The organism is Microcoleus sp. S13_C5 (assembly GCF_036700845.1).
Classification (GTDB): Bacteria; Cyanobacteriota; Cyanobacteriia; order Cyanobacteriales; family Microcoleaceae; genus Microcoleus.
Genome location: NZ_JAUBPR010000030.1, coordinates 47,288 through 60,661 on the forward strand (window position 1 = coordinate 47,288; position 13,374 = coordinate 60,661).

Consider the following 13,374-nt stretch of genomic DNA (forward strand, 5'->3'; position numbering starts at 1 on the left):
TCGGCCACAAGCAATCTACGGGATGTAACGGAGGTGGGGAAGAGGGCAAAGGATTTAACAGATGTAACGGAGGTGGGGAAGAGGTTAGAGGGAAGATGAAACAAGGAAATTATTTATAGGGAGTAAGGTGCGCCCTTACGCACCCTACATATTATAGATTTTGATGCCAATCGGGTGATTATTTAACAATTAGCAGTTAGCAATTCGCCGTTGCTAATTTCTAATTCGAGATTCTCTTCTAGATGCTGATTTTCAAGTACCATTGTGGTACTAGCGTTTTTCTGAAAACCGATGCGCTCGTAGAAGCTTTGTTTGTAAGTTGTCATCAGGTAAACTCGCTCTACTCGGCACATTCGAGGGTGACTCAAGACGGTTTGCACTAATTTGCGGCCGAGTCCTGCACCTTGGTAATCCGGGTGAATGGCGACATCCCAGATGGTAGCTCGATAGATTCCATCTGAGGTGGCTCTGGCAAAGCCGATCGCCCGTGAGCCGTCCCAAACTGTAACAACTGGTTCGCTGTTGGCGATCGCAATTTCCCAATCTTCTATCTTGCGTTCCCTCGCCCAAAAGGCGGCGGCTTTAAATAGTTCTTGGATCTGTACGATGTCTGCGCGATCGCGACCTATACAAAATTGAATGTGACTGGAATCCCTAGTCGTTGATGTCATGCTCAATCTGCCTTCAATTTCTATCTAAAGTGTGTTGCTTGTACTGTCTTATCGGGTATAGTTGATTTTGCTTGGGAACAATCAATGATTTAATTCCCGCTTTACAAAACTATTTTTATTCATACATATTTTCTAACTAATTTCGGTGATTATTAATACTTTTTGGGGTAAATTTGGTAAAAAAGTAAAAGTCTTTGAGTCAAAATCCCCAACTTATAACTCATAGCATTTGATATTTGATATTTGAGGTTTTAGATGGGGAATGACAGATTTTTTAGGGGTTTGGAGTTTGTCTACAGAGAAACCGGGTTTTTTCTCACGTCTATTTCGTTACAGCCCACCGAAACTGTAAAAACCCGGTTTCGAGGCGTCGTTTATCGGTAAGCGTAAGCGATAGCTTGTGTGTTGCCTAATTGCTAAAAAATCATCTATCGAGAGAGGTGTTGACTCCACGAGAACACCCGAAAATTGTGCTGTGGAGTCAATTCTCTAATCTCTAATCTCTAATCGAGTGAATCAGTTTTGCAGCCAGCGGGCGGCGTCTTTGGCGTGATAAGTCAAAATCAAATCAGTACCAGCACGCTTGAATCCTGTCAAAGTTTCCATCACTACTCTTTCTTCATCAATCCAACCGTTAAGGGCGGCGGCTTTCACCATCGCATATTCCCCAGAAACGTTGTAAGCAGCAACTGGCAGGTTAGTTGCTTCCTTCACGCGCCAGATGATATCCATATAAGCTAAAGCGGGTTTAACCATGAGCATATCTGCGCCTTCGGCAATGTCGAGAGCAATTTCTTTAAGAGCTTCGCGGCCGTTTCCGGGGTCCATTTGATAGGTGCGCCGATCGCCAAATTGCGGAGCAGAATCGGCCGCATCCCGGAATGGGCCATAATAAGCTGAGGCGTATTTTGCCGCGTAAGACATGATGGGAATATCTTCAAATCCAGCGGAGTCCAATCCTTCGCGAATTGCTCCGACAAAACCGTCCATCATTCCCGAAGGTGCGATAATATCTGCACCGGCTTTAGCTTGAGCAACGGCGGTTTTCTTCAGCAATTCTAGTGTCGGATCGTTCAAGACGCGGCCACTTAAATCTCCGACTTCCAAATAGCCGCAGTGACCGTGACTGGTATATTCGCACAGACAAGTATCGACTATGACGATTAAATCTGGTACGGCTTTTTTAACTGCTTCCGTCGCTTGTTGGACGATGCCGCAGTCGTGCCAAGCACCTGTAGCATCTGTGTCTTTATCTGCGGGAATGCCGAATAAAATAATAGCGGGAATGCCGAGGTCGTAGACTTCTTTTGCTTCTTCTACTATTTTGTCTACCGATAGCTGGTAAACTCCCGGCATCGATGTGACTTCTTTAGCAAAAGCTTCCCCCGGTACGGCAAATAGGGGGTAAATTAAATCGCTGGTTGTCAAGATATTTTCGCGTACCATCCGGCGGAGTTGGGGATGGTTGCGGAGGCGGCGGGGGCGGTGAGTTGGAAACATAATGTTTTTTTTACGGTAGATAAAGCCTTGTTTTTGAGGACTCGCGGCGTTTCTTTAAAAGTCTAGAGCTTATTGTTGGCCGATCGCCCTGTACTTAAGTAAAGTTCTGTAAAAGCCAGGATGTCGATTGTTTGTAGTAACTGAGATGTTGCACCATTCTCAATAACCATTTTATGGGCGGGCTAGAAGAGCCGAAGCCGTACTCCTCACAGGAAATTAAGTCTTTGTGGAACAGGCCGGAAAGCCGGCTCTTGAGAATGGCGCAAGAATTAAGTAGTAAGGAATGCAAGTCCTTTCTAGCTTTTCTCGTTTGCAGACTCAGGCCTAACTGTGGTTGGATCGGTTGGTACGGATATCTCGCTGGCTTCATACCTATAACCAGGCTGCCCAGAAGCGAGGATAGACTGTAAATTATAAATGTATCGAATAGTAACGGTCTTATGTACAAGCAACTAATTTCAAAGATGAAACCGCTTTTGAAATCACTATTTGCGATCGGTCTGGTACTGACGCTAGCCCTCGGTAACGCTGATGGAGCTCTGGCTGCCCGCAGCGGAGGACGCATCGGTGGCGGATCTTTTAGAGCTCCGGCGCGCAGTTACTCGTCTCCTAGTCGCACTTACGCACCGTCGGGAGGAGGCTACTATCCGGGCGGCGGCTTCGGAGGTGGCTTTGGTTTCCCGTTCTTGCTGCCGTTTTTTGGCTTTGGGGGCGGGTTTGGCGGTCTGTTCTCGATTTTGATTTTTATTTCGATCGCTAATTTCCTCGTCCAAAGCTTCCGCCGCGCCGGGGGCGGAACTGACGAACTCGGCAACAGCGCCGCCACTACCACCGTATCTGTCGGCCGCTTGCAAGTTGGTTTGCTAGCAGAGGCTCGCGGTTTGCAAGCCGAACTCGACGCCCTAGCGCGAAAAGCAGATACCGATACAGCGGCAGGTCGTGCTCAAGTGCTGCAAGAATCTACTCTGGCGCTGCTGCGGCATCCTGAATACTGGGTTTACGGGGGCGCTGAATCTGTCCAAACTCGTTTGGAAGCAGCCGAAGCTAAGTTTAATCAACTTTCTTTGGCAGAACGCAGTAAATTTACTGAAGAAACGCTCTCGAATTATAACAATCAGCTCCGGCAAGCAGGGAGCAGCAATATCCTGCCTGGTTTGCAGGAAAATGGGGCGCTGGTTGCTTCTGATTTGAATTCAGAGCCTGGGGAATTTATTGTGGTGACGGTGATTGTCGGTACTCAAGGTAAATTGCAATTGCCAGCCGTGAAAAACTCTGAAGATTTGCGCCAAGCTTTGCGCCAGATTGGGGGAGTATCGAGCGAGCAGTTGCTGGCGGTTGAGGTGCTGTGGACTCCTCAAGCCAACGGGGACACTCTGACTGCTGATGATATGTTGGCCGGCTATCCTGATTTGCGATCGATTTAGTGAGCAAGACTGGGCGCGGAGCATTGTCTGCCGCGCCCCATCCCGCAGCCAAGCGGGGCGGGTGAACCCAATTGCTTGTGAGACGCGAATTTTACACGAGTTTTTTGAGGTCGATCGAGTTAAAAAAGATTGTTTAACAAATGCTAGTATTGAGAGATCATGATTCAGCATGATTCATCTGCTATTGGCAAAGCCTGCCCGATATGGGTTTTGCGAAGAAGTTAGGCAGGATAAAAAAAACTGTATTGAGCGAGGACTGCTTCGGAAGAAGTTGCGACCCTGCGTCATCTAAATTTTATATAAAGAAGAAGCGATCGAGAGCGAAAACTTATGGCCGACAGCAGCAGAAAAAAAGCACTTTTTATTTTGAGCCAGTTAAATAATGACGATATCAACTGGATCGTCCAAAAAGGCAAAAAGGAAGTTCTCGATCCAGGCGGGATTTTGATCCATGAAGGGAGACAGATAGATGCGCTCTACATTGTTTTGAAGGGGAGTTTGAGCGTTTTAATCGAGGCTGAGCAGACTAGAGAACTCGCTAAAATAACCAGCGGAGAACTGGTAGGAGAAGTCTCTTTCATTGATGCTCGCCCTCCTTTGGCAACGGTGAAGGCGATCGAAGAAACTCACTTGCTGGCAATTCCTAGGCGACAGTTAGTAATCAAACTTCAAAACGATATGGGCTTTGCTTCCCGCTTTTATTATGGAATTTCACTGTGTCTGGCAGACAGGATGCGCGGTACGATCCGACATATAGAATATGGTCGCAATATTGAATTAGATCAACCAGAATTTGAACGAGAGGATATCAATCCTAACGTCCTGGAAAATTTGGCCCTAGCTGAGGCTAAGTTTAATTGGCTGAGGGAAAATGTTAAAGCTTGAGGAATTTTAAGGCGTTTTTGAGCTGGGTGTGAAAACTGGCCGATTGATACGGTAATTGAGAGATTTACGATGTAACCTCTCAACTCAAAAAACAGATGTGGAAAACAAAATAGGGGCGGGTTTTACCGGAAATATCGATCGATAACTGCCGGAACTATAAAAACCCGCCCCTGTGCTTTGCCGTTGCAACCTCGCGCGCTGAAACGCAACTACCAACCACACAATCTAGATAATGCCCGGCCCTTTGCCGCGGGTGTCTGCATCCATTGTCAGTTTTCCTTCCTCGCCTTTTTTATCTTTGACTTCTGCGAGAATTCGAGCGCGTTCTGCGGCTTCGGCTTCTTCTTTTGCTCTCAAATCGCCCGGTTCGTTGACGTACATTTCCGGTTCGATCGCGTAATTGTTAACCAGACCTTCTTTGTCTACTGTATAACCATCTGTGGTGTGAATGCTTTCGTCATCGGTTTGGTCATCAGTTTTTGCACTTTTCTGCTTCCCTTCGGTGGTTGTGTGCATGAAGTTAGAGCCTTCCCGTTCTTGCCGCGCTGCTGTCTCCGCAGGAGTAATGCCCCTGTCGTAGTGGGGGGCTTCCATATTGGCTTCGATTTGTTCGTCGGCCGGTGTTGATTTGCTAACTTCTTCTTTGGGGGGTATTGGTTGGCGATTAGTCATGATTTATTCCTGAGTTATCTTTTCAAAAAGGTCTTTGGCTTATGTTTAAATATTAAGCCAAAGCTAGCTCATTCACAAACTATCTTTGGTTATAGTTGGCAAGAAGTTGCTGTCATAGCAGAGATTGAAGGAAAAAGGAAGAAGGAAGGAGGTTTTAGTTATCTAGGAGAGAAGGAAAAAGCAATCTTCCGCAAGGGTTTCAGCATTAAGAACGTCCTAACCGTCAGGGCGGTTGCTATATTAAAAATATATTTATTGAGTCTTCCTTAAGACTGATAAAATTTACTCTTCCTTAAGACTTTTAAAATTAGCAAGAATTTGACATCTATCTAAAGATAGATAAGTGCAGATTGGAACTTGAGAATTGGTAATTGGGAGAAGGACTAATGACTAATCACTAATGAGAAATGGCTCATCACTAATGACTAATCACTCATCACTTCTTTTATGCTTCTTTAAAGAAGCGGATGATTTCGCGGACGTGGTTGAGAAATTGTCCGTCATCGGTGAGTTGGGCGAGCGCACTTTCTGCATCTCTTCTCAGTTTAGTGTGTTCTGCCTGATTTGTCGCTTGCAAAGATTGTAGAGATGCGGATACCGTAGTTAATTCTCTTCTGATAGCTTCCCGTTCCCGATTTTGGACAGCCACCCACGAATTCGGATTGTCTGAACTTATTTGATTTGCCAAATCTTTAACTGTAGATTCTAACTTTGCAAAGCGACTGCGGAATTCGACAATATCTTCGCGGGGGTACAAAAATTGGCTGCGGATAGTTGTCAGCCGCTGGGCTAAATACTGGTAACCTCGGATAGCTGGACGCATTACAGTTAACAGCAGTGCAGCAGCGGAACTGAGATAGCCAATAGCACTAATTCCGGCGGCGGCTAGGGCGTAAAGTACGATCGCGCTAAACAGGTGAAGTGCGATCGCCACAAAGAGCGATCGGCTAACTAATACAGTAACGTATTTGACTTGTTCCTGATCGACAGCAATGTTTTTTTTAGTCGATTCTGCGGCTTGCGCTAAAACTTCTTTAGCTTCAAAATGGATATTCCAGGGAACTGTAACTATCAGCAACAGCCATTCAAAAATAGCAATGGCAATTACCCAATCAATAAAACTGCCAGCGGAGACGTGCAGCCATTGCAGAATGGCAAAAACTAGCAACAAAAATATGCCTGTGGCGGCACCAAAACCTGCGAAAGTGTAATACATAGCGATGCCTTGGTGGGATGTTGTTTTGATTGTGGGTAGATGTTTTAGGTCTGGAGTAATAAACTGTGACAGTTAAGTGAGCGTCCTATTAATCCCGCTTCCTTAGTTATGAGTAAAAGTGCAGGCCGAGGGTTGCGATAAACCTGTTTTTTCCCACAAATACTTGCTCTACCTCAATCGTGGAAGGTAGTTGAGATTTGGGGTAGGTTGTTTAGGTATGGATTCATAAGGTGTGACAGTTAAGAAATCGTCCTATTGAACCCAGTTTATTAGTGATTAATAATACTCCGGAAGACAAGGGTTTTCAGACGCCTGGTTTGTTCCAAGAACATACACGGGCTTGAACCCATCCATAATAGTTAAATGAAACGGCTTGTTGGTTTGGGAGTGCGTAAGTCCTCAATAATTACTCAGTGGCTATTCAGTAGAGCTACACAAAAAAACTTGAGAATGTAACAAAATGTAAACGAATCACAACCTCTGGGATTGCTTCATTTCACTGGCAATGACATACTTATGTTTTTCGCAGTTCATCTACTTAGCGATCGGGATGAAGTCACTTTCTCCCTAACTCATACCATTTGAGATTTATTTGAAATTTGAGATGGCAATGGCTTATTATGTATGGGTTTGCAGCTTGTCTACAGTTGCATTAATCTTTTGAACTCGTATCACTAACGGCGTTACGCGGTGCTAGAAAAGCAGGAATCTCAAAACTCTCCCCTCTATCCATTTTTCTTTTCCAGAGCTGCTAAATCACCTGTAGCTGAGATAAACTGATTTGGAAGTAGATCGCGCGTTTTGCAAGTTGCCTCTGTGTAACCGAGACACTGCTACTGCAACCTGCCATCAGCCACAGCAAAATAAATGCCACAATTAACTCTACATTCTCCGATTTCCATTAACAGCGCGTCTACCATCTCAAATCAAAAGTGAGCAGCAAGGACAAACCGATGGCGAACTCAACTCTTGGCCTAGAACATCAACTTTACGATTATCTGTTATCTATTTCTCTGCGGGAACCCGATATTCTCGCTTCACTACGGGAAGAAACTGCTAAGCATCCTATGGGTATGATGCAGATTGCTCCAGAACAAGGTCAGTTTATGGAGCTCATGGTGCAGCTTATGGGAGCGACCAAAACCTTAGAAATTGGCGTTTTTACTGGTTATAGCTCGCTGTGCGTAGCTTTAGCATTGCCTTCTAACGGTCAAATTATTGCCTGCGATGTCAGCGAAGAATATACTGCGATCGCACGACGCTATTGGGAAGCTGCGGGCGTTGCTAATAAGATTTCTTTGCAGTTGGGCCCAGCAATAAATACTCTCGACAAACTAATCGCCGAGGGACAAGCTGGAACCTTTGATTTTGCCTTCATCGACGCCGATAAAGAAAATTATGAGGCTTATTTTGAGCGATCGCTGCAACTTGTACGCAATGGCGGTTTAATTATAATTGACAATGTTCTGTGGTCAGGACGAGTTGCTGATCCTCAAGTACAAGACGAAAGCACCACCGCCATTCGTAGTTTCAACGACAAATTGCGTAACGATCCCAGAGTTACTCTCAGTGTTGTCCCCATTGCTGACGGACTGACTTTGGCATTGAAACGTCGCTGGGCTACTCTGATGGAACCTGAACAGCATAATTAAAGAGTTGTTTGCGGTTTGCGGTTCATTTTTAAATTGCCACAAACTGCTAATTATTCAAGAATATACAAGTCAGTTTTATATATAGACTAAGGTGCGCTGGGCGCACCCTAGAAACTCAAAAGTATAGAGTAAGGTAAGGTGCGCTGGGCGCACTCTACAGAATGATGTATTTTTTAGTTAATCAGAGGCGTAACTTCGGGTGTCTAACTTACAGGTAAAATTACCGATTCACGAAACTTTTCAGTGTACCGTTCAAGGCGAAGGTTACTGGACGGGGGCTTTAGTTGATTTTATTAGATTGGCAGGTTGCCCTGTGCGGTGTCCTTGGTGCGACACAGGCTACGCAAATGGGGGCAAAGGTTTGCCGTCTGTGCCGCAGTCGATCGCACAATTGCTCGCTCAATTGCAGTCTCCGAGAGTTGTCATTACTGGTGGCGAACCTTTCATTCACCGCGATTTGCCGGAGTTAGTTGAAGCTTTGTTAGAAGCTGACAAGCAGGTGAGTATTGAAACTTCGGGCGCTTGCTGGCAGGATGTTTCCCCGCAGGCTTGGATTACTCTTTCTCCGAAGGAACACGTCAATCCTAAATATCCGGTGCAAGAGCTTTTTTGGACTAGAGCAAATGAAATTAAGTTGGTGATTAGCACTGGCGAAGAAGTTGAATTTTATCACAAGCATTTGGAAAACAATCTGAATATTCCGGTTTTCTTGCAACCAGAATGGAACTCAAAAAAATCAGCGATTCCCATTATTTTGGAATTGCTGAAACAAAATCCTAGTTACAGGCTATCTTTGCAAACTCACAAATTTATTGGCGTGCAATAATTTGATGATTTAGCTAGAGCTATTAGTCAGGTGGGCGGTGCAGAATGGGGAGTGCATCGCCTTACAATATGTGTAAATATGTGCGCTATAATTAAAGCAGAAATTTATGATAATTTGAAGTTAATGGAAACAACTACGGAAACCCCAATGGGAAAAGTTATCACAACCCTAATAATTACGAATCGGATTGATGAAGCTAAAGCAGAAGATAATCTGATTCCAAGGGAGCAAGTGAGGTCTGTTACTCTAGAAAATGTTTTGGTGGATACGGGCGCGACAACTTTGTGTTTGCCTAAAGATGTCATCGCCAGGCTGGGTTTGAAAATCCTCAAGCAAGTGGTTGTGGAAACAGCGACGGGCATTAGTGAGGCGAGGATTTTTCGGGATGCTTCGATTTCTCTGTGCGGGCGCGAAGGGACTTTTGAGTGTTTGGAATTGCCAGAGGGGAAAACGCCACTTTTAGGCGTGATTCCGATGGAAGCGCTGGGAATTGAAGTGGATTTGAAAAATCAAAGATTGAAAGTTTTGCCCGACGGGCCGACGGAAACTTATTTGACAATTCTTTGATATTCTTGAGTTTGGATGCCAGCTATTCGATCGGCAGCGCTAAGATGGTTAAGCACTGTTTTGCACTACTCTCATGTCCCAACGCGCCGAAACCTCAAACAGCCAGCCAAGTGCATCCCGCAACGGGCATAATGTGACGAATTCTCACTCTAACAACCAAAATACGATTCGGGTTCGCGGTGCGAGACAGCATAACCTGAAAAATATCGATCTGGAACTGCCGCGCGATCGCCTGATCGTTTTTACTGGCGTCTCCGGTTCTGGCAAGTCTTCCCTGGCTTTCGATACAATTTTTGCCGAGGGACAGCGCCGCTACGTGGAGTCTCTCAGCGCCTACGCGCGCCAGTTTTTGGGACAGTTGGACAAACCGGATGTGGACGCGATCGAGGGCTTGAGTCCGGCTATTTCGATCGACCAAAAGTCAACTTCTCACAACCCGCGATCGACGGTTGGTACTGTTACAGAAATTTACGATTATCTCAGATTGCTCTACGGCAGAGCCGGCGAACCGCACTGTCCGATTTGCGATCGCTGCATTGCGCCACAGACAATTGATGAAATGTGCGATCGAGTCATGGCACTTCCCGACGGCACTCGCTTTCACCTTCTGGCACCAGTTGTGCGCGGAAAAAAAGGCACTCACCGCAAATTATTGTCGAGTTTAGCTGCGGAAGGGTTTATTCGCGTCAAAGTTAACGGAGAAATTTTAGAACTTTCGGAAAATATAGAATTAGATAAAAATCTAACGCACAATATCGAGATAGTTGTCGATCGGTTAATTAAAAAACCCGGTTTAGAAGAACGTTTAGTTGATTCTCTGGCAACTTGTTTGCGCCATTCAGAGGGAATTGCGATAATTGAAGAGTTACCGAGTGATGAAAATTCCGAACCACAGGGGCCGATAGTATTTTCCGAAAACTTTGCTTGTCCCGAACACGGCGCGGTAATGGAGGAACTTTCACCCAGGTTATTTTCTTTTAATTCGCCCTACGGCGCGTGCCAAAACTGCCACGGTTTGGGGAGTTTGCGAACTTTTGCGCCGGAGTTGGTAGTTCCCGACGAGAAAGCGCCTCTTTATTGTGCGATCGCGCCTTGGTCAGACAAAGACAATTCCTATTATCTCTCTTTGCTTTGCAGTATTGCTGATACTTGCGGGTTTGATATCGACACTCCTTGGTATCGATTAAAGCCCGAACACCAGCGGGTAATTTTGTACGGCAATGAGCAAAAGCGCACTGCCGAAAGTAAAAAACGCGACGGCACCACCGATTTGAGGAGAGATTTTAATGGTGTGATTTCCATGTTGCAGCGCCAGTACGACGATACTGGTTCTGATTTGATCAAGCAGAAGCTGGAACAGTATCGGGTCGATCGCTCTTGCGAGGTTTGTCAGGGCAAACGCTTGAAACCAGAGGCGCTTTCGGTGCGGTTGGGACAGTACGGAATTGTGGATTTAACCAGTATTTCGATTCGCGAATGCCGCGAACGAGTAAATAATTTGGGATTGAGCGATCGGCAATTCCAAATCTCCGACTTAGCCCTGAGAGAAATCAAAGCAAGGCTGCAATTTTTGCTCGATGTCGGGTTAGATTACCTGACTTTAGACCGCGCAGCAATGACGCTTTCTGGCGGAGAAGCCCAGCGAATTCGGCTGGCGACTCAAATCGGTTCGGGTTTGACCGGGGTACTCTACGTTTTGGACGAACCGAGCATCGGACTTCACCAAAGAGACAACTTTCGCCTGCTGCAAACCTTAACAAAGTTGCGCGATTTAGGCAATACTTTGATTGTCGTAGAACACGACGAAGAAACCATGCGAGCGGCCGACCATATTGTCGATATCGGGCCCGGTGCTGGCGTGCACGGCGGCAAAATTATCTCGCAAGGAAGTTTAGAAAATTTGCTGGCGGCAGAGGGATCTTTGACTGGTGCTTATTTGTCGGGAAAGCGAGTAATTGAAACCCCTAATGAAAGAAGAAAAGGCAACGGCAAAGCTCTCTCAATCATAAATGCGACGCGCAACAATTTAAAAAATATCGATGTGGAAATCCCCCTCGGAAAACTCGTTTGCGTGACCGGGGTTTCTGGTTCTGGAAAATCAACTTTAATCAATGAATTGCTGTACCCGTCACTGCAACATTATATCACCAAAAAAGTACCTTTACCACCCGATATGGACGCCCTCAAAACTAAAGGCGAACGCTCTCTAGAGGATGTGGTTGATAAGGTAATTGTCATCGACCAATCTCCCATCGGTCGTACTCCGCGCTCTAATCCCGCTACTTACACGGGAGTCTTTGATGTGATTCGGGATTTGTTTGCAGAAAGCATTGAAGCGAAGACAAGAGGTTATAAAGCGGGGCAGTTTTCTTTTAATGTGAAAGGGGGAAGGTGCGAAGCTTGCGGCGGTCAAGGCGTGAACGTGATTTCGATGAATTTTCTGCCGGATGTTTACGTGCAGTGTGAGGTTTGCAAGGGTGCACGGTACAACCGGGAAACGCTGCAAGTTAAGTACAAAGGGAAGTCGATTTCTGATGTTTTGAACATGACCGTAGAGGAATCTTTGGAAATGTTTAAAAATATTCCCAGGGCGGGTGCCCGACTGCAAACTTTGGTTGATGTTGGTTTGGGTTACATTCAGTTGGGACAGCCGGCGCCGACGCTTTCTGGGGGCGAAGCGCAGCGGGTAAAATTGGCAACGGAACTGTCGCGGCGCGCTACTGGGAAGACGCTTTATTTGATCGATGAACCGACGACGGGTTTGTCGTTTTATGATGTTCACCATTTGTTAAATGTGCTGCAAAGATTGGTGGATAAGGGGAATTCAATTTTGGTAATCGAACACAATTTAGATGTGATTCGGTGCTGCGATTGGGCGATCGATTTGGGGCCTGAAGGGGGAGATAAGGGCGGCGAAATTATTGTGGCGGGGACGCCGGAGGATGTGGCGGCAAATCCCCGTTCTTATACTGGGAAGTATTTGCAAGCGGTTTTGCAGCAGCATCCTTTAGGGGAGGCTGTAGCCGTTAGTTAATATTAAATTTGGTAGGGCTTACGCACAGGGATCGAGAAACCGGGTTTTTTCCGAAAATACGCATTGTAGCCGACATAAAAGGTAAAAAACCCGCTTTTTCGACATAAATAGTAACGATGAATGAAGGTTTACTTTGGGATTACATCCAGAAAAGGAACAAGGGCATTCGGTTTGACGAGTGGTTATGGGGGTTCGCCAACTTCGGGAAACCAACGCAAGTGCGAGTCGCGTTGGCCGCGAGTTGGGCATCGTTGCCGATATGGGAGTCCTACTCGGAGAAATGGGACGAGAACCACACGGTATTCGGCTCACTGACGCTGCGTGAATTGCTCGTTGTCATTGAAACGGAGCTTACATTACCCAGTAGCTTTAGTAGCGCGATATACGGAGCGTTTGGCTCGGCACAGGACGTAGAAGAGAAGGCCTATTTCAATGCTAATGAAGGCAGTGTCACCTACGACTATCAACTACAGCAGTTACACGCTGTCTATGCAGCAAGTGCCGTTGTGTGGACGGGCAAGGCAGCTTTATGGACTCCTCCGAACGAACTTGCGTTCGACGTTTGTTCGGACGCTGCTGAATTGTCGGCTCGACGAGCTGCAGTACCAGACTATGAGGTGTTTGAGGCGGTTTGGTACGCAAAGCGGGCATTGCAAGCAACTGATGCGGACATGATGGAGTGTATTGTCTCCTCACTTGAAGGTGTCATAATGACGTAACAATTAAAATATAAAAATGAGTAAGCATATCAACTTCTTGGGATATACCTTGTGGGTTTCAGATGATAGGAAGCAACCTCCTGATGAAGCAGTATCTTTAAGTCGCTGTTTTTACAGCCCTGGGGTCTTAGCTCAGGGTAAGCGCATCTCAAACGCTATTGACAAGGGAATTTAGAGGCATCATCATGTTGGGTGGGATAAACAAGCA

General features: G+C 46.0%; 12 protein-coding genes. 8 read left to right on the forward strand and 4 right to left on the reverse strand.

Features of this window, described 5'->3' with window-relative positions; all coding sequences use genetic code 11:
* Positions 1–182 precede the first annotated feature (182 nt).
* Entirely contained in the window at positions 183–671 is a 489-nt protein-coding gene (locus QUA04_RS11050; RefSeq protein ID WP_333256675.1) for a GNAT family N-acetyltransferase, read from the reverse strand.
* A 516-nt stretch (positions 672–1,187) separates the two neighbouring features.
* Positions 1,188–2,171 (reverse strand): porphobilinogen synthase, encoded by a 984-nt coding sequence (gene hemB / locus QUA04_RS11055; protein ID WP_333188423.1) that lies wholly within the window; start codon positions 2,169–2,171, stop codon positions 1,188–1,190.
* A 440-nt stretch (positions 2,172–2,611) separates the two neighbouring features.
* Here hemB and QUA04_RS11060 point away from each other — a divergent pair, with 440 nt between their 5' ends.
* Together QUA04_RS11060 and QUA04_RS11065 are read left to right on the forward strand one after the other, a co-directional pair.
* Positions 2,612–3,595, forward strand: coding sequence for a DUF1517 domain-containing protein (locus QUA04_RS11060; protein WP_333256679.1), 984 nt, complete (start codon positions 2,612–2,614; stop codon positions 3,593–3,595).
* Between the two features lie 330 nt (positions 3,596–3,925).
* On the forward strand, positions 3,926–4,480 hold the full coding sequence (locus QUA04_RS11065; protein WP_333256682.1) for a cyclic nucleotide-binding domain-containing protein: 555 nt from the start codon (positions 3,926–3,928) through the stop codon (positions 4,478–4,480).
* A gap of 225 nt (positions 4,481–4,705) precedes the next feature.
* Here QUA04_RS11065 and QUA04_RS11070 read toward each other — a convergent pair whose 3' ends face one another.
* A complete protein-coding gene (locus tag QUA04_RS11070; protein ID WP_333256685.1) occupies positions 4,706–5,152 on the reverse strand; it encodes a hypothetical protein in 447 nt (148 codons plus the stop codon).
* Between QUA04_RS11070 and QUA04_RS11075 the strand changes: the two genes are divergently transcribed.
* Positions 5,138–5,422, forward strand: a complete 285-nt coding sequence (locus QUA04_RS11075) for a hypothetical protein (RefSeq protein ID WP_333256687.1) — start codon at positions 5,138–5,140, stop codon at positions 5,420–5,422. The genes QUA04_RS11070 and QUA04_RS11075 overlap by 15 nt on opposite strands.
* A gap of 175 nt (positions 5,423–5,597) precedes the next feature.
* Here QUA04_RS11075 and QUA04_RS11080 read toward each other — a convergent pair whose 3' ends face one another.
* Positions 5,598–6,368 carry a hypothetical protein gene (locus QUA04_RS11080; RefSeq protein WP_333256689.1) on the reverse strand — a complete coding sequence of 257 codons (771 nt, stop codon included), beginning with the start codon at positions 6,366–6,368 and terminating at the stop codon, positions 5,598–5,600.
* A 953-nt stretch (positions 6,369–7,321) separates the two neighbouring features.
* Between QUA04_RS11080 and QUA04_RS11085 the strand changes: the two genes are divergently transcribed.
* The 5 genes from QUA04_RS11085 to QUA04_RS11105 all read left to right on the forward strand — a co-directional run bounded on the left by QUA04_RS11085 (position 7,322) and on the right by QUA04_RS11105 (position 13,166).
* Positions 7,322–8,020 carry a class I SAM-dependent methyltransferase gene (locus tag QUA04_RS11085; protein ID WP_333256691.1) on the forward strand — a complete coding sequence of 233 codons (699 nt, stop codon included), beginning with the start codon at positions 7,322–7,324 and terminating at the stop codon, positions 8,018–8,020.
* A gap of 199 nt (positions 8,021–8,219) precedes the next feature.
* A complete protein-coding gene (locus tag QUA04_RS11090) occupies positions 8,220–8,846 on the forward strand; it encodes a 7-carboxy-7-deazaguanine synthase QueE (protein WP_333256693.1) in 627 nt (208 codons plus the stop codon).
* A 123-nt stretch (positions 8,847–8,969) separates the two neighbouring features.
* The gene (locus tag QUA04_RS11095) at positions 8,970–9,413 is read left to right on the forward strand and encodes a retroviral-like aspartic protease family protein (RefSeq protein WP_333256705.1); all 444 of its coding nucleotides are present in this window, start codon (positions 8,970–8,972) and stop codon (positions 9,411–9,413) included.
* A gap of 73 nt (positions 9,414–9,486) precedes the next feature.
* Positions 9,487–12,447, forward strand: a complete 2,961-nt coding sequence (uvrA, locus tag QUA04_RS11100; protein WP_333256696.1) for an excinuclease ABC subunit UvrA — start codon at positions 9,487–9,489, stop codon at positions 12,445–12,447.
* A 116-nt stretch (positions 12,448–12,563) separates the two neighbouring features.
* Complete coding sequence (locus QUA04_RS11105) at positions 12,564–13,166, forward strand: hypothetical protein (protein ID WP_333256699.1); 603 nt, start codon at positions 12,564–12,566, stop codon at positions 13,164–13,166.
* Positions 13,167–13,374: the final 208 nt, after the last annotated feature.